Below are 18,832 nucleotides of genomic sequence, written 5' to 3'. Positions count from 1 at the left end.
GCAAAGAGGTCAGATATCCAGCACTTCCATTTCTCGCAGCACCTGGGCCACGGCATCGACGGCGGCCTGCATGCCTGCCGAACCGACCACACCGATGCAGCCGACGCGGAAGGTTTCGACCTGGGTCAGCTTGCCTGGATAGAGAATGAAACCCTTGGCCTTGACCCGCTCGTAGAAGTCCTTGAACTGGTAGCGGGCGTCCGTGGGTGCGTGGAAGGTGACGATGATCGGCGCCTGGATGTCGGTAGGCAGGAAGCTGCGCAGGCCGATTCTGGCCATGCCGTCGAGCAGGGTCCGGCAGTTGTTGGCGTAGCGTTGGTGCCGCGCTGGCAGGCCGCCTTCTTCAGCGTACTGTTGCAGTGCTTCGTGTAGTGCCGCGACCACGTGGGTAGGCGGGGTGAAGCGCCACTGGCCAGTCTTGGCCATATAGGTGTGCTGGTCGTGAAGGTCCATGGCCAGTGAGTGGGCGTTGCCTTCGGCAGCGGCCAGGGCATTTTTCTCGGCGAACACGAAGCCCATCCCAGGCACACCTTCCAGGCATTTGCCGGAGGCGGCGATCAGGGCTTCGAACGGCACCTCACGCGCATCGATGGGCAGGGCGCCGAACGAACTCATGGCATCGATGATCAAGCGTCTGCCGTGGTTCTTTACGACCTGGGCGATTTGGGCGAGCGGGTTGAGAATACCGGTGCTGGTTTCACAGTGGATCAGTGCGACGTGGGTCACGGCCGGGTCGGCGGCGAGCAGGCGGTCGACATCGGCGGCGGTGGTCGGTTGATCCTCGGCGGTTTCGAAGGTGCTGTAATTGCGGCCCAGCACCTTGCAAATCTTTGCCAGGCGCTGGCCGTACGCACCGTTGATCAACACCAGGACCTTGCCATCACGCGGCACGAGGGTGCCGATGGCCGCTTCCACGGCGAAGGTGCCGCTGCCTTGCAGGGGCACGCAGTGGTGGCTGGCGCTGGCGTCGAGAATCGCCAGCAATTGTTCGCAGACGCTGGCGGTCAGCTGATTGAAATCACGATCCCATGAACCCCAGTCCACCAGCATGGCCTGGCGGGTGCGGATCGAAGTGGTCAGTGGGCCGGGGGTCAGCAGAATCGGGGCGCTGGTCATTGCGGGACTTCCTCGGGGGCAGTGGGCAGAAACGACGGGGCTAGGTTGCGATTCGCCCATTCATCAATCAAATTGTTTGTCGTTATGCCAACCATAAGTCAGGCCGATAAATGAACCTCTTTCAACTCCGTGCCTTCGATGCAGTCGCCCGCGAGGGCAGCTTCACCCGTGCCGCGGCGCGCCTGTTCATCAGCCAGCCGGCAGTGACCGGACACGTCAAGGCGCTCGAGGAGCATTACCAGATCACCCTGCTGCGCCGCACTGCGCGGCGTGTCGAGCTGACCGAGGAGGGCACGCGCCTGGCGGCCATTACCCGGGCCATGTTCGGGCTGGCCGAAGAGGCCCAGGCGATGCTCGAAGCGAACCGTCAACTGCTGACCGGGCGTCTGGAGGTCGCAGCAGACGGACCGCACCGGGTCATGCCGATGCTGGCGCTGCTGCGCGCGCGCTACCCTGGCATCACCGTCAACCTGCGCCTGGGCAATGCCCAGGAGACCTTGGCGGCGCTGCTGTCCGAGCACGCCGATGTGGCGGTGCTGACCGAGGTGGAACCGCGCAAGGGCCTGTATCTGCAGAGTTTGGGCGAGTCGCACCTGTGCGCCTTGTTGCCGGTCGGTCACCCGTGGGCCGCCGAGCCGGGAGAGCTAGCGCTGAGGGCCCTGGACAAGCAGGTCATGGTGCTGCGTGAGCCCAGCTCGATCACCCGGCAGACCTTCGACCGGGCCTGCGCTGCGGTCCATGTGCAACCCCGAGTGGTGTTGGAGCTGGACAGTCGCGAGGCGGTAACCGAAGCGGTGGCCGCGCAGCTTGGCATCGGGATCGTCTCTTCGGCGGAGGTAGCGCATGATCCACGGGTAGTGGCGCGCCCCATGGCGGGCGCAGGGCTGCTCAACCGGCACATGATCGGCTGCCTGGAGCGGCGTCGCCCGTTGCGCTTGATCCAGGCGTTCCTGGGGTTGGCCAGCATGTCCGAAGAGGACGGGAACAGTTCCGGCTGTGCCCCGCTGAGGTGATTGGCAAGAGTAGTCCTGGTTATCTTCCAGGAAACTCCTATGACCACCCTCAAACTCGATCACACTGACAGCTTCATCGTGGACAACATGCCTGCCTGGCTGCACGCCGCTTCGTCCGAGCAAATCACGACCTTGCGACGCCGATTCGACGAGCACCGTGCGGTGGAAGCACGCCTTCAGGCCGCGTTCAAGGCTTTGAAGGCTCCCCAAGACTTCGCCTGTAGCCTCCTGAGTACGGCAATGGAAAACACGCTGAAGGTCCGGTTGGACCTGCGCAATAGCTTATGGCGCCAGCGGTGGGACAATTACAGCCTTTTAGGTGGAGAGACGCTGGTCAATCATTTCACCTTTGAACCTGCGATGAACCACCTGATGCAGAACTTCGTATCGGGGCTTAACTTTGACCACCGCACTGGTCTGATCAAGGCCGGACCCCATGCGTCTCTGACCAGCGAGAAGCTGCTCGTGGATACCGCCCGGTTGGCACAGGTGTGTCGCCAAGTTGATGCTGGCGCGCATTACCAAACGCATCTTGAGCAGGTACTGGATGATTCGGTCACCGCATTGCTGGCCGAGGAGAAAGCCAGGCGCCTGGCGCTGGCGGCTCAGCTTGCGGTTGTGCAGGGTCGCATCGAGGCGGCCGAGCTGGCGGCGCTGGAGCCCCTCCTGGGAAGCGTGTCGACAGTGAATCCGACGCTCCCGAGTGTGAAGGTGAAGCACCTTTATCTGCTGGGTCATGCAGTATTGGGCGCCTTGCTCATAGAGCTGTCGGAGCATGCGAATGCATCGGGACCTTCCGATAGCGCGGGCATATTGCTTTTTCTGCCTCATCGACCACTGCAGCGATTTGCCGACTTGAACGGCGTCGTTACTCATCTGGTCACGATGCTCGCGACCCCGCACGAGCATGAAGCCTTGCTCGCGCTGATTGCCCTCGACAGTCGCATCGGCTTCCAGGCCATGTTGAAAAAGCGTCTGAGCGATGCGGTGCCTGACCTGGAGGTCCTCGGCAGGGTCTGTGGCAAAGCCCTGTTCGCCGAGCTCGCCGAGTTGCAGGTGAAGCAGATCAAGGATGATGCCCGGTACCTGCTGGTGCCAGTGGCGGATGTCGACGACAAGGTCAAGTGGCAACGGTTGCTGACACTGGAGTCCGTCGGCATGAACTTGCTACAGGCGGCATCGCTGTTTGTGCCAGGGCTGGGTCAGTTGTTTCTCGCGGCAACGGTGGTGCAGGTGCTTGACGAGGTCTACGAGGGCGCTGTCGACTGGTCGCGCGGTCATCAACACGAAGCCTTGGAACACATGCTTGGCGTCGCCGAACTGGTTGCTGTCAATGCGTTGGGGGCTGCGGGTGGGGCGGCGGTAGCCCGAGGTTTCCAACGTAGCGGTTTCGTTCAGGAATTGGCTCCTGTCGAGCCACGGCCAGGCACAGGGCGATTGTGGGCCCATGAGCTGGCACCTTACCGCGCCAGGAATGTGCCGCAGCACGCGCAACGTGGCCCCGATGGCCTGTACCGACATGGCGACGAGCGTTGGTGGCTGCATCAAGGCCACCTTCACGGCGTTCGTCGTGATATCGCTGCAGCTCAATGGCGGCTGCAACGAGGCGACGGCAAGTCGGGCTTTGCTCCTGCGTTGCAATGGAACGGTGAATACGGTTGGCGCCTGGCCTGGCAGCGCCCGCAGGAATGGCAGGGCGAGTCGTCTTTGCTCGGACACTTGTGGCCGCTGGCCTCCGAATTCGATGAGCAGCGGATCAAGTCGATTTTGTCGATCGCCGATATTGACCACTCGACCTTGCGCCGCCTCGTCGCCGAGCAACGAGCGCTTCCTGCTGGGCTGCGTGACACCCTCAACCGGTTCGCCGCTGATGGAAGAATCGACCAGTTCTTTCTCGCGTTGCATCATAGCCCGCAAACTGCTGAGGTGGACTTGATGCGTTTTTGCAGCAATCGCCTCAAGCTTGAGCAAATGACGTCTCAGGCTCGTGTACAAGCCATGCTTGATGACGCTGCCATGTTGCGTGAGGAGCTCATGGCACATTTGACCGAGCAGGCGGGCGGGCGCACGGACACTGCCTTGATACAGCGTGATTTCCCCGGCTTGCCTGATGTGTATGCCGCCGATCTGCTTGACCGTGTAAGCCCCGTCCAGCAACAGCGCTTGCGAAGCAGCGGACGTTTGGACCTGGCATTGGCGGAACGCGCACGGCTGGCGTTGCACGAGGCGTGGATTTGCCGATTATTGCAAGGGTTGTACCTCAACAACGCCTACCAGCAAGAGCTGCCGAGACTGATATTCGCGTTGCTGCGCAGGGAGCCGGCCTGGCCCCGCGAAATCAACTTCGAGGTACGCCAAGGCGCTGTCGACGGACGGCTCATCACCAGCCTGTACCCGGCTGATACAGGGGGCAAGCCCAAGGTACTGGTATGGCTCGCAGGGCAGATGCACGTGTTCGAGGATGGCACGCGTCTGCTCGTCGAAACCGAGGGCGCGGGTGGGCTGTTGGAGTGCTTGTGGCATTTTCTGCCCGAGGCAGACCGCCAGCGGCTGGGATGGACGGGCCAGGCAGCCATCGAAGCAATGCGTGCCGACCTCCGGCGCCGTCTACCGAACAGCCGGACCCAGGTACTCGAACTGCTGAATGTGCAGCCGCCCAAACCGACGTTCCGCCCACCGGTCCGCCTTCCGGACAGGCGTTTTGGCTATTTGATGAGTGGCCGTGGTGGGCGCGGCAGTCATGTGGCCGAACGCACGCTGGAGGATCGGGTGCGCAGCCTCTATCCAGGGTTCAGCGAAAGGCAGCTGGAGATCTATCTTCAGGTTCTCGATGAGCAGCCGGGGTCTTCCTTCACAGCCTTGCTCGCGCAGGAGCAAATCTATGCGCAACTTGACCGTGACCTGCAGAGCTGGGCAGAGGATGAAGGCGGTGTAGCGACGCGTCGACAGCGACGTCAGGTGGCTGATGAAATCCGTCGCTGCTGGCGTTTTCAAGGATTGGCTGGCAGGGCGCATAGCAACGGCGACCCTGGCATGGTGCTGGTACTGTCCGGTCTGGATACGGTCGAGCTGCCGGATCTCTCCGGGCATGAGGGGTTCAGTCACGTCAGTGAGATGACCCTGTCGCACATGCAACTGGGCGATCTTCCCACGAGCTTTCTACAGCCATTTGGCAGTTTGCTGACCCTGAATCTGGACAGTAACAGGTTGACCGTAGTCCCCCCGGCGCTTTCTGCATTGCCGCATCTACGTGAACTGACGCTTTCGCGAAACGAGCTCCACATCGATGCAGCAGGCCTTGCCTTACTCGGGCAGATGCGCCAACTGCGTATGCTGGACTTGAGCGAAAACCCGCTCGGGATGATCGGGCTGGCGCTGGATCAAATGCCGCGTCTGCGCCAGTTGGGTCTGCGCAATGTTGGTCTGACCGAGGTCCCGCGACATCTGGCACTGGGGGTCTCCCTGGACTATGTCGATCTGCGCGACAACCAAATCACCGCCTTGCCGCTGAGCCTGCGCAACCGGGCTGGGCAGTGGCGGCGAAGGCTCGCGCTGGTGGGGAATCCGCTACCCGAGCAGTACCGTGACCTGTGGATCGACCCGAGCTGGACGTCTGAGAGCGAGGCCGAGAGCGACGTACACGATGGCACGCGCTGGCTGGAGCGGCTCGACGATGCGTCCCGGGTCACCCGCGCCGCGCAATGGGACCGCCTGCAGGCGGAACCGGGAAGCGCCGATTTCTTTGGCTTGATTCACGCACTGGCGGACACCAGCGATTTTCGCTTGGCGCGGGCGCACCTGGAGGCCAGGGTATGGACCATGTTCGACATGGTCGAACGGAATACGGCTGTGCGTGAACAGTTGTTTGCGCTTGCGAGTGAGCCACGCACCTGCGTGGACAGTGTGATTTCGACCTTCGGCCTGCTGGAAGTCAAGATGCTCAGTACTGCCGTCGAGAGCGGCTCAGCGGACGAGGTCGAGACGCAATTGCTGGACCTGGCACGGAGGTTCTTCCGTCTCGACCAAGTGGAAGCCTACGCGCGAGAGGACGTCAGGCAGCGCCGCGCCGGTGGGCGAGGCGTCGATGAGGTGGAGGTGAGCCTGGCCTACAGGGTAGGGTTGGCGCAAGCCCTCGACTTGCCAGGCCAACCGCGTACGATGCAGTTCGAGACCATCGCCGGGGTGAGTCGGCAAGATCTTCAGGCGGCGCAGGCCGCCGTGCTCGAGGCAGAGGCCAGTGATGCGCTGGCGGTTGACATCAGCCATAGAAGCTTTTGGCTTGATCGTTTGCAAAGATCGCACGAAGCAGCCTTCGGGTTGATACGCGAACCGTTCGTAACGCGAATGGAGGCTGTGTATGCCCGTCGTCACAGCCTCACGGATGCCGAGTACGACGCTCAGGGCAGATCGATCGTTGCGGAGTGTGAGTCGGCAGTAGGTGCCAAGGCACTCGAGCTGACCCGCCAGGCACTGGCACGCCAGACCGAGTGAGGCTCAGCAGACCCGGTCCATGAATTGTTCAGGAGCTGGCCTTTTTTCGTCATGGCCCTAAGATGGCCTGCATTGGGCAATCTGGATAGCCGATGAGCGAGAAAGATACGATTTCCATGCAATTGGTACGCGAAGCGCTGCTGCAGACCTGCCCGCAGGGCAAGGCTGACGCAGCGCTGCTGCGGCGGGCGGGAATCGATGAACGCAGCTTCGAGCAAGCTGATGCGCGCGTTGGTGCCGATGCCTACGCGCGTCTCTGGCGTTTGCTTGCACGTCGATGCAACGACGAATTCTTCGCGATGGACCCGCGCGGTCTGCGTAGCGGCAGCCTCTCGTTCATGTGCCAGGCAAGCATGGCGCAGCCCACGCTTGGCGCAGGATTGGAGACTGCGTTGGGGTTTCTCTCGTTGATGCTCGAAGACCTGCAGCCCGGGTTGGTGCGCCAGCAGAGCCTGGCCGAGATCACTATCAACGAACCGCGTGATGAACCCCGGCGTGCCTTCACCTATTTTACGTTCTGGATGATTGTCCATGGCGTTGCCTGCTGGCTGGCGGGCCGACGCATTCCCATCCTCGCCATTGACCTGCGTTGTGCCGAGCCGCCGTTTTGCGACGATTACCGGGTGATGTTCTCCGAGAACCTGCAGTTCGAGCGCCCGCGTACGCGCATGATCATCGCCGCCGATTGCCTTGACCTGCCCCTCAGGCGCACGCCCGAGGAGTTGCAGAAGTTTCTCGCCGAGGCTCCGGGCAACATCCTGGTCAAATACCGAGATCCAGACAGCCTCGCCCGACGTGTGCGTCGCATCCTGGGGAAGCTCGACCCCGGCCAGTGGCCCGACGCCGAACGTCTGGCCCGCGACCTGTGCCTGTCGTTATCGACCTTGCGCCGTCGCTTGGCAGAGGAAGGGCAGACCTACCAGGGGCTCAAGGATAGCGTACGCCGACAGCTGGCGATCGACTGGCTGAGCGAGGGCTCGCTGGCGATGAGCGATATCGCCGAACGCCTGGGGTTTGCTGACGCCAGTTCGTTCTATCGCGCGTTTCGTAAGTGGTTTGGCTGCAACCCAGGGGGGTATCGGGCCTTCGTATTGGGTGGCACGCAGGTACAAGGCAAGAATTCCGGCTGAATACCGAGTGATGCCTGTGTACGTGAAGCCGAGGCCAGCGATGAGCTGGGCGCAGGTCGCTAATCCGATCAGTCGCAGCCCATGACCGGAGTTCATTCCTCCTGCCATGGCCCGGACGGTCCAGCGAGAGTGCATGACGCGATTTGCGAAAGGAGCCTCTCCCATGACATCTATCCCTCCCTCGACCGTCGGTAAGCCCAGTGTTGCCGATGCAGTCGATGACTTTATCCGCACCGGGTTGCCCGAATGGCTCAAGCGTGCCTCACCTGCCCAGATCAACCGTCTGCGCGATCGCTTCAAGAGCAGCCGGGCCAGCCAGGACAAGGTGCGTGCGGCAACGCTCGACCTGATCCCGCTGCACACCTTCGTACTTGAGCAATTCACAGCGCTGCTCGGCGACCGGTTGCCCAAGGACTGTAAGCTCGATCAGTTGCAGTGGCTGGATGTCAGGCGCGAGTTCGGCCTGGTTCCGGGTGTGCATTGGCCGTTCTATCGACCGGGTTACGTGCGACAGCCAGGGTTGCTGCGACTGATGCAGAACTTTCACGCCGACGACGCCGCACTCGAGGGTAGTGGGCTGGTGCATCCGGGTGCTGATGTTGTGTTGTCAGGCCCGGCGAACGATCTGGCACGCGACTGTCGCAAGAAAAATGTCGGCAGCCTTTACCAGGCCCAGCTAGCGCAGGTTTTCAGTGCATCGAACTGCGCGCTGCTGGCCGAGGACAAGCGCTCGAGCCTGAGCCTTGTGATCGAGATCGCAGCGCTCAAGGGAGAGATATCGGCGCTTGAGCAGATTGCTTTGCAGGATATCGCCCAAGGTTTGCCCGAGCAGCATGAGACGCTGTTGCGAGGCTATTCCGGCATGCTGACGGTGCTGGGTTGCAGTATCACTGATGGCCTGACCATCGCACTGCGCGACGCTGCAGGTGTGAGCAAGGGTGTCATCCTGTACCTGCCCAGTGACCCGCAGCTTGCTCTGCGGCGTTATGACTCGTGGGAAGACCTGAGTGCGGCTATGGTCACCGCGCTTGAGGACAAGGCTTACCTTGAGTTCTTCAGTGGTCTGGTTGCGCTTGAGCAGCGGCCGACGTTCCTGCAGACACTGGGCAAACGTCTGGCCGATGCCAGCCCGGATCTACAGATCGAAGGCAAGACAGTGCAGGGCGAGTTGTTCGCGGAGCTGGTGGCGCAGCAGGTGCAGCGGGTGAAGTCCGACGCACGGTACGTGCTGGTGCCGACCGCTGACGCGGATCATGCTGCGACCCAGTCACGCCTGCAGGCGTGGCAGTCGATCGGGCTTGGCTTGGCCAATCTGGCAGGGCTGTTCATTCCTGCGATCGGTGCGATTTTGTTTGGCCAGTTGGTGGAGCAGACGCTCTCGCAGGTGTTCGAAGGGGCTGCGGACTGGACACGTGGTCATCAACATGAAGCCCTTGAGCATCTGCTCGGTGTGGCCGAGACCGTTGCGGTCACGGCGGCGGTGGCTGGAGGGGCTGCGGTGGTTGCACGGGGGTTCGCCCGCAGCAGCTATGTTGATGGCCTGGAGCCTGTCGACGTGCAAGGTGTCGGCACGCGTCTTTGGTCAAGCACGCTGGATACTTATGTTACCGAGCCGCTACAGCCGCGCTTGCAGGATGACGGGCTCTATCGCACTGCCGACTCGCGCTGGCTGCGGGTTGGCAAGCATTTCTTTGCAGTGCACCAACCGTCGGCTCAAGGTGGCTGGCGCGTGCGTCACCCGCGTCGTGTGGCTGCCTACGGTCCTGCGCTGGAAACCCTCGGCGAGCGTGGCTGGCGGCTGCGCCTGGAGCGACCGCTGGAGTGGTCGGACGAGGCTCGGATGCTGCAGAGCCTATGGCCCCTGGACCCGGCGTTGACCCGCGCCGATGCCTTGGCCGTTCTCGACATGGCGGACATCGATGTCGAAGAGTTGCGTGGCTTGCTGGTGGACAGCCGTGAGGTTCCGGCCAACCTGCGCGAGACGTTGCGGCGCTTCGATGCGGACCGACAGGTATCGGCGTTCTTCAAGGCGTTGGCCGAGGACCAGCTACCTGTGGACGATGCACGTATCGAGGCGTGGTGCCTGGCGTTGCCAGGCTCGCACAAGGCGGACAGTGCCGCGCTGCGTGTTGCCTTGCTGGCGCAGGAGCCGGTGCTGCGCCGCGATCTTTTCCAGTATCTGGTGACCGAAAACCCGCCTGCAGACCCGCTGTGTGCGCTGTTGCAGCGTGACTTTCCCGGGTTGCCTGCACGGTATGCCGTGCAGGCAGCCGCCCAGGTTTCGAGCCGTCTGCGCACGATCGCCGAGGTTGAATCACGCGTACCGCTGGCGGTGGCGAACGACGCCCGGTCACTGCTGCAACTGGCTCGCTTGAACCGCGCCTGCGAGTCGCTTTACCTGGACAATGTATACAGCGACGAAGGTGCCGAACTGGTTCTGGCGCTGGCAGCACGGCTACCCGGGTGGCCGCAGACGTTGCGCCTGGTGTTGCGTGAAGGAGCGTTTGATGGACGGGTGGTCAAGGCCGTCGGACCTGTTGCCGAAACTGGCTCGCAAGTCACACTGGTGCATAAGGATTGCCAGTTCCAACGCTACGACCATGGCGGTCGGAAGCAGGGTGAGCCCGCGTTGTCTATGGCACAGGCGCTGGTCGACGCACTACCGGTCGAGGTACGGACCTCACTGGGGCTTGCAGGTATGCATGCAGGTCTGCTGCTGCGTACGGCGTTGCGTGCGCAACTACCGAGCACACGCAGTGAGCGTGTAAGTCTGCTGGGCTGGACCCCTCGCCAATCCTGGTTCAACCCTGGACGGCGCATGGCCGATGGGCGTGTTGGGTATCCGCTCAGTGGACGCGGGCAGCCCGGCTCGTCCTGGCAGCCGCTACTGGACCGTCTGCGCGCGATCTATCCTGATCTTTTACCCGCGCAACTCGAGGCGCGACTGAGTCAGATGCAGCAAGCGCCTGGGTCCCTGTACCGGCGGCTGGCCGAGCTTGAACGCGATTATGAGCGACTGGAGAGGGCACTCACGGGTTGGCTCAGCGCCGGGCTTGGCGGCCGTAGCCACGCTGCCCGCGTCCAGGCTGCCGAGCGCATGCGCCAGGCCTGGCGCCTTCAGGACGGGCAGCAGACCCTGGTGATCAGTGGCGTACAACTGCAGACCTTGCCCGAGTTCGCCCACCCGACGACGTTCGCCAACGTTACCACGCTGGTGATCAGCGACACCTCGCTCAATCATGTGCCGACCGATTTCCTGCGTTGTTTCAGCGCTTTGAGGGAGCTGAACCTGAGCGGCAATCATCTGCTGGCCCTGCCACGAGGTATCGTTCACCTGGTTGAGCTGCGTCGTCTGCGACTGGCGCGTAACGACATTCGCCTCGATGACGCAGGTGTCCAGGTGCTGACGGGCCTGCAACATCTGAGCGAGCTGGACCTGAGCCACAATCCGTTAGGAGCGTTGATCTTGCGCTTCAATCACCTTCCGCAACTGCGCGAAATCAGTGTGCGCCATTGCCGATTGGGTGCCTGGCCGGACGGTTTGGAGCAGTGTGGATTTCTTGAGCGCGCCGACCTGCGCGACAACCAGATTCGTGTCGTGCCAGCGGCTATCCTCCAGATGCCGAATGTCTTCCGCCGCGGTTTCATGGTCGAAGGCAATCTTTTGTCGAGCGCTGAGCTGCGAGGTCTCTATGCCCTCGACACGATCCAGGAGCACTTGCACCTTCCCGAGCGACTGGCCCGGCAGAATGTCGACGTGGTGCGCACCTGGTGGTTGGACAGAGGCGATGAGGCCTTGTACAACGCGCGGCTGTTCCAATGGGACACGCTGCAGGCGATGCCGGACAGCGATGGGTTCTTCCAGTTGCTGGGGTGGCTGACGCTCACGCAGGACCATGCTCAGGTGCCAGGGGTGCTGTCGACGCGCGTATGGTCGGTGCTCAATGCCATCAGCGCCGACACTGAACTGCGCAACCAGCTTTACGCGCTGGCCGACGACAACCTGACCTGCCTGAATGCGGTCAGTGACCGTTTCAGTGATTTGCAGCGCTGCGCCGCGATTGCGCGTGCCGATGCCAACACCTTGCATGAGCGGGGCAGTGAGCTGATCACACTCGGTCAGGGGCTGTTTCGCCTGGTCCAGTTGGACGCATTCGCTCGTGCCGACATCCGTCGTCGGATCGAAGCCGGCGACAGTGTCGACCAGCTTGCAGTGCGCTTGTACTACCGAGTGAGCCTGAGGGAGCGCCTGAGCCTACCGTTCACTTCGCGGTTCATGGACTATGCCTCGGCGGCCGAGGTGACTGACCGCCAGCTCCAGGAAGCGCTGGTGGCGGTGAGGGCCGCGGAGTCTATCGAAGCCCTGGGTGAAAGCCTGAGCCGGCATTCGTTCTGGCGGCGCTATATGCTTGAGCGCCATGATGCGGTCTTCGAGCGCGTCGAAACGGACCATCAGACACGGTTGGCGGCGCTGCAGGCCAGGGCCGACCAGATTTCGGCCGAGAATCTGGCCCTGGAGATCGAGGCGCTGGAGAGTCGGCGGGACGTCGAGGAACTCGAGATGATACGTGAACTGACCCGGCAAATGCTGATTGGCCGGGAGCGGGGGCTTGGCTGAAAGCTCAGAGCGCTGAGGCCACAGTGGCCAAACCGATCATGCCTGATGAACGCTTTTGCCATTGTCCACAAGCGCTGGCGGCGCGACTATCGTCGGACCTAGGGTTCAACTCCAACAACAAGAAACCAGGAGTCCGACGATGCGTGATTACGCCGAGGCCGCGCGAGCATTCGAATATGACCGGGTTGCCGCAAACGCCTTGCATGGCAACCTGCAAGCACTTAACGCCTGTGTCGAGTGCTGCGACCGGCATGTCGGCCGCAACCTGCCTGCGCTGATCTGTGAAGACCAGGAAGGTAACGGCGCGCGCTACAGTTTCGAGCAGCTGCAGGCCATGTCGGCTCGCATGGGCAATGTCCTGAAGGATCAGGGCGTGGGGCCTGGGGACCGGGTCGCCGGCCTGATGCCACGTACCGTCGAACTGCTGGTGACGATTCTCGCCACCTGGCGACTGGGGGCGGTATACCAGCCGTTGTTCACCGCGTTCGGTCCCAAGGCCATCGAGCACCGTCTGGAGCAATCGCAGGCCCGGGTGGTGGTCACTGATCGCAACAACCGCGCCAAGCTTGACGACGTCAGCGGCTGCCCGACGATCATCACGGTCGGTGCTGCAGCGCACGAGCTGGATTTCCAGCAGGCGTTGGAGGCGGCAAGCGATCACTGCGAGCCAGTACTGCGCAGCGGCGACGACCCCTTCCTGTTGATGTTCACGTCCGGCACCACAGGGCCGGCAAAACCACTCGAGGTCCCGCTGCGTGCGATCGTCGCCTTCCAGGGCTACATGCGCGATGCCATCGACCTGCGCCCTGACGATACCTTCTGGAACCTGGCCGATCCGGGCTGGGCCTATGGCCTGTACTACGCGGTTACCGGCCCCCTGGCGCTGGGGCACGCCACCACGTTCTACGATGGTCCGTTCAGCGTCGAGAGCTGTGCACGGATCATCGACAAGCTGGGCATCAGCAACCTGGCCGGCTCACCCACCGCCTATCGCTTGCTGATCGCAGCCGGTGAGGCGTTCTCGGCACCGATCAAGGGGCGTCTGCGGGTGGTCAGCAGCGCCGGTGAGCCGCTCAATCCCGAGGTGATCCGCTGGTTCGCCGACGCCTTGAACGTGACCATCCACGACCACTATGGCCAGACCGAGCTGGGCATGGTGCTGTGCAACCACCATGGCCTGGCGCACCCGGTACACTTGGGCTCGGCGGGCTTCGCCATCCCCGGGCATCGCATCGTGGTGCTGGACGAAGCTGGCAACGAGCTGCCTGCCGGTCAGCCGGGGATACTGGCAGTCGACCGCGAGCAGTCACCGCTGTGCTGGTTCGGCGGCTATCACGGCGTCCCCACCAAGGCGTTCCTCGGCAAATACTACCTTTCCGGCGACACCGTCGAGCTCAATGCCGACGGCAGCATCAGCTTCGTCGGGCGCAGCGACGATGTGATCACCACCTCCGGCTACCGCGTCGGTCCGTTCGATGTGGAGAGCGCGCTGATCGAACACCCGGCGGTGATCGAGGCGGCGGTGGTGGGCAAGCCTGACCCCCAGCGTACCGAGCTGATCAAGGCTTTCGTGGTGCTGGCCGCAGGCCATAGCGCCAGCCCTGAACTGGAAGAGGCTCTGCGCCAACATGTGCGCCAGCGCCTGTACGCCCACGCTTACCCGCGTGAAATCGAATTCGTCGGCGAGCTGCCCAAGACCCCGAGCGGCAAGCTGCAACGCTTCATCCTGCGCAATCAGGAAATCGCCAAGCAACGCGCTGCGCAGGCCACCCCTGCTGGCGCCTGAAGGAAGACCTCAATGAACGTTCAACGCAAAAGTTTCATCGTCACCGGCGCCGCCTCCGGGCTGGGCGCCGCTACCGCGCAAATGCTGGTCGAGGCCGGCGCCCGTGTGATGCTGGTCGACCTCAACGCCGAGGCGGTCGAGGCCAAGGCGCAGGAGCTGGGTGACAACGCCCGCTTCGCAGTGGCCGACATCAGCAGCGAGCTGGCGGCCCAGGCAGCGGTCGAGGCGACCGTCAGCGCCTTCGGTGGCCTGCACGGGTTGGTCAATTGCGCGGGGATCGTCGGCGCCGAGAAGGTCCTGGGCAAACAGGGGTCGCATGGCCTGGCAAGCTTTGCCAAGGTGATCAATGTCAACCTGATTGGCAGCTTCAACATGCTGCGCCTGGCCGCAGCGGCCATGGCCGAAGGGCCTGCGGACGAGGGCGGTGAGCGGGGTGTGATCATCAATACCGCCTCCATCGCTGCCTATGACGGGCAGATCGGCCAGGCGGCCTATGCCGCCTCCAAGGGGGCGATTGCCAGCCTGACACTGCCGACCGCCCGTGAACTGGCGCGCTTCGGTATCCGCGTGATGACCATCGCCCCCGGCATCTTCGAAACGCCGATGATGGCGGGCATGACCCAGGAGGTGCGTGACTCGCTTGCCGCAGGCGTTCCCTTCCCACCACGCCTTGGGCGCCCGCAGGAGTACGCCGCGCTGGCGCGTCACATCATCGAGAACAGCATGCTCAACGGCGAGGTGATCCGCCTCGACGGTGCACTGCGCATGGCTGCCAAGTAAGGAGAAAAGCTCATGAGCCTCGTCAATGATCCGATTGTCATCGTCAGTGCCGTGCGCACGCCCATGGGTGGCCTGCAGGGCGACCTGAAAAGCCTCACTGCGCCGCAACTGGGCAGCGCAGCGATCCGCGCCGCAGTCGAGCGTGCCGGCATCGATGCCGGCAGTGTCGAGCAGGTGTTGTTCGGCTGTGTATTGCCCGCCGGGCTTGGCCAGGCGCCGGCGCGCCAGGCCGCCCTCGGGGCGGGCCTGGGCAAGCACACCACCTGTACCACCCTGAACAAGATGTGCGGCTCTGGCATGCAGGCGGCGATCATGGCCCATGACCTGTTGTTGGCCGGCAGTGCCGATGTGGTCGTGGCGGGTGGCATGGAGAGCATGACCAACGCACCGTATCTGCTGGACAAGGCCCGCGGCGGCTATCGCATGGGGCATGGCAGGATCATCGACCACATGTTCATGGATGGCCTCGAGGATGCCTACGACAAAGGTCGCTTGATGGGCACCTTCGCTGAAGATTGCGCCCAGGCCGGGGCCTTCAGTCGCGAGGCTCAGGATAACTTCGCCATTGCCTCGCTGACCCGTGCCCAGGACGCGATCAAGAATGGCCGCTTCAGCGCCGAGATCGTGCCGGTGGAGGTCACCGAGGGCAAGGAGAAACGGCTTGTCAAGGACGACGAACAGCCGCCCAAGGCGCGGCTGGACAAGATCCCCCAGCTCAAGCCGGCATTCCGCGAGGGCGGCACGGTGACGGCCGCCAACTCCAGCTCTATCTCCGACGGCGCTGCGGCCCTGGTACTGATGCGCCGCAGTGAAGCCGACAAGCGTGGCCTCAAGCCGCTGGCGGTGATCCACGGTCATGCAGCCTTCGCCGATACGCCGGCGCTGTTCCCGACCGCACCAATCGGCGCCATCGACAAACTGATCAAACGCACTGGCTGGGACGTGGCGGATGTGGACTTGTTCGAGATCAACGAGGCCTTTGCCGTCGTCACCCTGGCCGCCATGAAACACCTGGACCTGCCCCATGACAAGGTCAACATTCATGGCGGCGCCTGTGCCCTGGGCCATCCGATCGGTGCCTCTGGCGCTCGTATCCTGGTGACGCTGCTGTCGGCCCTGCGCCAGAACAACCTGAGCCGCGGTATCGCGGCCATCTGCATCGGCGGCGGCGAAGCCACCGCGATCGCGGTCGAATGCCTGTATTGAGGTGCGCCATGCTGGTAACTGACGAGCAACAACAGATCGCAGACGCGGTAAAGGACTTTGCCCAGGAGCGCCTCAAGCCGTTCGCCGAGCAGTGGGACAAGGAGCACCGTTTCCCGCGTGAAGCGATCGACGAGATGGCCGAGCTTGGCCTGTTCGGGATGCTGGTGCCGGAGCAGTATGGTGGCAGCGATACCGGTTATGTCGCCTACGCCATGGCCCTGGAAGAAATCGCCGCCGGCGACGGCGCTTGTTCGACCATCATGAGCGTGCATAACTCGGTGGGCTGCGTGCCGATCCTGAAGTTCGGAACCGAACAGCAGAAACAGCGTTACCTGGTGCCGCTGGCCAGCGGTTCGATGATCGGCGCCTTCGCCCTCACCGAGCCCCAGGCGGGCTCCGACGCCAGCAGTCTGAAAACGCGCGCGCGTCTGGATGGCGATCACTATGTGCTAAATGGCAGCAAGCAGTTCATCACATCCGGTCAGAACGCCGGCGTGGTGATCGTCTTTGCTGTCACCGATCCTGAAGCGGGCAAGCGTGGGATCAGTGCGTTCATCGTGCCCACCGATTCGCCGGGCTATCAGGTGGTGCGGGTTGAAGAAAAGCTTGGGCAGCACGCCTCCGACACCTGCCAGATCGTTTTCGATGACGTGCGGGTGCCGGTGGACAATCGCCTGGGCGAAGAGGGGCAGGGCTACAAGATCGCTCTGGCCAACCTCGAGGGCGGACGTATCGGCATCGCTTCGCAGGCTGTCGGCATGGCCCGTGCGGCGTTCGAGGCCGCGCGTGACTACGCCAAAGAGCGCCAGAGCTTCGGCAAGGTGCTGGTCGAGCACCAGGCTGTGGCTTTCCGTCTGGCCGACATGGCCACGCGCATCGCCGTGGCCAGGCAGATGATGCTACATGCCGCCGCTCTGCGCGATGCCGGGCGCCCGGCGCTGGTGGAGGCGTCGATGGCCAAGCTTTTCGCCTCGGAAATGGCCGAAAAGGTCTGTTCGGATGCCTTGCAGACGCTCGGCGGATATGGCTATCTGAAGGACTTCCCGCTGGAGCGCATCTATCGCGATGTGCGGGTTTGCCAGATCTACGAAGGCACCAGTGACATTCAGCGCATGGTCATTGCGCGCAATCTTTGAAGGAGCAGCTTGCATGGCATTCGAAACAATCCTGCTGGACATCCACGGCAAGGTCGGCCTGATCACCCTCAACCGTCCCCAGGCGCTCAATGCCCTGAACGCGCAGATCGTGGCCGAGATCAATCAGGCCCTGGACCAGCTCGAGCGTGATCCGAACATCGGTTGCGTGGTCCTGACCGGCTCTGCCAAGGCCTTCGCCGCAGGTGCCGACATCAAGGAGATGGCCGAGCTCAAGTATCCGCAGATCTACGTCGACGACCTGTTCAGCGACGCCGACCGCATCGCCAATCGGCGCAAACCGATCATCGCCGCGGTCTCGGGGTTCGCCCTGGGCGGCGGCTGCGAACTGGCGATGATGTGCGACTTCATTCTCGCCGCTGACAACGCCAGGTTCGGCCAGCCGGAGATCAACCTCGGCGTGCTGCCGGGTATGGGCGGCACCCAGCGCCTGACCCGCGCCGTGGGCAAGGCCAAGGCCATGGAACTGTGTCTGACTGGCCGCCTGATGGGCGCAGAGGAGGCCGAGCGGGCAGGGCTGGTGGCGCGCGTGGTGCCCCAGACCGAGCTGCTGGAAGAGGCGCTGAAGGTGGCGGCGACCATCGCCAGCAAGTCGATTCCGGTGAGCATGATGGTCAAGGAAAGCGTCAATCGTGCTTTCGAGGTGAGCCTGAGCGAGGGTGTCCGTTTCGAACGTCGTGTGTTCCACGCGGCGTTTTCCACGGAAGATCAGAAGGAGGGCATGGCAGCGTTCATCGCCAAGCGCGAGGCTCAGTTCAAGGACCGTTGACGTGGAGGGGCAGCGCCAGGGCGCTGCCCTTTGTTTCAGTTCGTGAGAACGTGCTGCTTCGCGTCGTTCAACGAGAGCGAGCTACGTTATTGGGGCCTGCGCCGCTCTCCGTGCCGGTGTCCATCACCGGTTATGATCCCGGGGCAATCCGTCCGATTCGGCAGATTCCTCTGTCATTTATGTTGCCCCACGGGGCCGGGCACCTTAGACTGCCGCCCCCTGTAAAAGAGTGCCGGTTGGCGCTTGAAGAATTCCGCTGCCTGCGAGCCATCGCCGGCGGCACCCGAATCGCCCAAATGCACATTTTTTCATAGAGAAATCGATGACCAAGGAACAGTTGCTGGCCATGTCGGCCGATGACTACATGAATGCCGATCAGCTCGGGTTTTTCACCGCGCTGCTGCAAGCGATGAAAGTCGAGACCCATGAGCGCATCGAGCTGAGCCGCGCCACCATCGAAAGCCTGGATACGCCCTCTGACCCGGCCGATGTGGCTTCGGTCGAGGAAGAGCGTCATTGGCTGGTCAACGCCATCGAGCGCGACCAGCGCCTGCTGCCGCAGCTGGAGATGGCCCTGGGCCGTATCGCTGACGAGAGCTTTGGCTGGTGCGACGACAGCGGCGAGCCGATTGGTCTGCAACGCTTGCTGATCAGCCCGACCACCAAATACTGCATCGAAGCCCAGGAGCGTCACGAGCAGCTCGACCGCCATCAGCGGCAGATCTGACCGGACGCACTCGGCGCGAGGCCCTGCGGAGCAATCCGTGGG

The 18,832-nt window shown here is 63.0% G+C and carries 11 protein-coding genes; 10 read left to right on the top strand and 1 reads right to left on the bottom strand.

Annotated elements, in window-relative coordinates; genetic code table 11:
• Positions 1-9 precede the first annotated feature (9 nt).
• The gene (locus APH44_RS20670; protein WP_054894338.1) at positions 10-1,116 is read right to left on the bottom strand and encodes a 2-aminoethylphosphonate--pyruvate transaminase; all 1,107 of its coding nucleotides are present in this window, start codon (positions 1,114-1,116) and stop codon (positions 10-12) included.
• A gap of 110 nt (positions 1,117-1,226) precedes the next feature.
• On the opposite strand from APH44_RS20670, the gene APH44_RS20665 reads away from it, so the two are divergent.
• The 10 genes from APH44_RS20665 to APH44_RS20620 all read left to right on the top strand — a co-directional run bounded on the left by APH44_RS20665 (position 1,227) and on the right by APH44_RS20620 (position 18,790).
• On the top strand, positions 1,227-2,129 hold the full coding sequence (locus APH44_RS20665; protein ID WP_054894337.1) for a LysR substrate-binding domain-containing protein: 903 nt from the start codon (positions 1,227-1,229) through the stop codon (positions 2,127-2,129).
• A 39-nt stretch (positions 2,130-2,168) separates the two neighbouring features.
• The gene (locus APH44_RS20660; protein WP_054894336.1) at positions 2,169-6,620 is read left to right on the top strand and encodes an NEL-type E3 ubiquitin ligase domain-containing protein; all 4,452 of its coding nucleotides are present in this window, start codon (positions 2,169-2,171) and stop codon (positions 6,618-6,620) included.
• A 92-nt stretch (positions 6,621-6,712) separates the two neighbouring features.
• The gene (locus tag APH44_RS20655) at positions 6,713-7,750 is read left to right on the top strand and encodes an AraC family transcriptional regulator (RefSeq protein WP_054894335.1); all 1,038 of its coding nucleotides are present in this window, start codon (positions 6,713-6,715) and stop codon (positions 7,748-7,750) included.
• 163 nt (positions 7,751-7,913) lie between these two features.
• Complete coding sequence (locus APH44_RS20650) at positions 7,914-12,368, top strand: NEL-type E3 ubiquitin ligase domain-containing protein (RefSeq protein WP_054894334.1); 4,455 nt, start codon at positions 7,914-7,916, stop codon at positions 12,366-12,368.
• Positions 12,369-12,507: 139 nt separating this feature from the next.
• On the top strand, positions 12,508-14,154 hold the full coding sequence (locus APH44_RS20645; RefSeq protein ID WP_054894333.1) for an acyl-CoA synthetase: 1,647 nt from the start codon (positions 12,508-12,510) through the stop codon (positions 14,152-14,154).
• Between the two features lie 12 nt (positions 14,155-14,166).
• The gene (locus APH44_RS20640) at positions 14,167-14,934 is read left to right on the top strand and encodes an SDR family NAD(P)-dependent oxidoreductase (protein ID WP_054894332.1); all 768 of its coding nucleotides are present in this window, start codon (positions 14,167-14,169) and stop codon (positions 14,932-14,934) included.
• Between the two features lie 12 nt (positions 14,935-14,946).
• The gene (locus APH44_RS20635) at positions 14,947-16,140 is read left to right on the top strand and encodes an acetyl-CoA C-acyltransferase (protein ID WP_054894331.1); all 1,194 of its coding nucleotides are present in this window, start codon (positions 14,947-14,949) and stop codon (positions 16,138-16,140) included.
• Between the two features lie 8 nt (positions 16,141-16,148).
• Entirely contained in the window at positions 16,149-17,276 is a 1,128-nt protein-coding gene (locus APH44_RS20630) for an acyl-CoA dehydrogenase (protein ID WP_054894330.1), read from the top strand.
• Positions 17,277-17,289: 13 nt separating this feature from the next.
• The gene (locus APH44_RS20625; protein WP_054894329.1) at positions 17,290-18,063 is read left to right on the top strand and encodes an enoyl-CoA hydratase; all 774 of its coding nucleotides are present in this window, start codon (positions 17,290-17,292) and stop codon (positions 18,061-18,063) included.
• A 322-nt stretch (positions 18,064-18,385) separates the two neighbouring features.
• Positions 18,386-18,790 carry a TraR/DksA C4-type zinc finger protein gene (locus tag APH44_RS20620; RefSeq protein ID WP_054894328.1) on the top strand — a complete coding sequence of 135 codons (405 nt, stop codon included), beginning with the start codon at positions 18,386-18,388 and terminating at the stop codon, positions 18,788-18,790.
• Positions 18,791-18,832: the final 42 nt, after the last annotated feature.

This window comes from Pseudomonas sp. NBRC 111143 (genome assembly GCF_001320965.1).
GTDB classification, from domain to species: Bacteria; Pseudomonadota; Gammaproteobacteria; order Pseudomonadales; family Pseudomonadaceae; genus Aquipseudomonas; species Aquipseudomonas machongensis.
This window is presented reverse-complemented; position numbering and strand designations above follow the sequence as displayed.

Bases quoted from the DNA above. Each gene is read 5' to 3' on its own strand.
- APH44_RS20665 (WP_054894337.1), top strand. From the start codon at position 1,227: ATGAACCTCTTTCAACTCCGTGCCTTCGATGCAGTCGCCCGCGAGGGC.
- APH44_RS20625 (WP_054894329.1), top strand. From the start codon at position 17,290: ATGGCATTCGAAACAATCCTGCTGGACATCCACGGCAAGGTCGGCCTG.
- APH44_RS20635 (WP_054894331.1), top strand. From the start codon at position 14,947: ATGAGCCTCGTCAATGATCCGATTGTCATCGTCAGTGCCGTGCGCACG.
- APH44_RS20650 (WP_054894334.1), top strand. From the start codon at position 7,914: ATGACATCTATCCCTCCCTCGACCGTCGGTAAGCCCAGTGTTGCCGAT.
- APH44_RS20620 (WP_054894328.1), top strand. From the start codon at position 18,386: ATGACCAAGGAACAGTTGCTGGCCATGTCGGCCGATGACTACATGAAT.
- APH44_RS20640 (WP_054894332.1), top strand. From the start codon at position 14,167: ATGAACGTTCAACGCAAAAGTTTCATCGTCACCGGCGCCGCCTCCGGG.
- APH44_RS20660 (WP_054894336.1), top strand. From the start codon at position 2,169: ATGACCACCCTCAAACTCGATCACACTGACAGCTTCATCGTGGACAAC.
- APH44_RS20645 (WP_054894333.1), top strand. From the start codon at position 12,508: ATGCGTGATTACGCCGAGGCCGCGCGAGCATTCGAATATGACCGGGTT.
- APH44_RS20655 (WP_054894335.1), top strand. From the start codon at position 6,713: ATGAGCGAGAAAGATACGATTTCCATGCAATTGGTACGCGAAGCGCTG.
- APH44_RS20630 (WP_054894330.1), top strand. From the start codon at position 16,149: ATGCTGGTAACTGACGAGCAACAACAGATCGCAGACGCGGTAAAGGAC.
- APH44_RS20670 (WP_054894338.1), bottom strand. From the start codon at position 1,116: ATGACCAGCGCCCCGATTCTGCTGACCCCCGGCCCACTGACCACTTCG.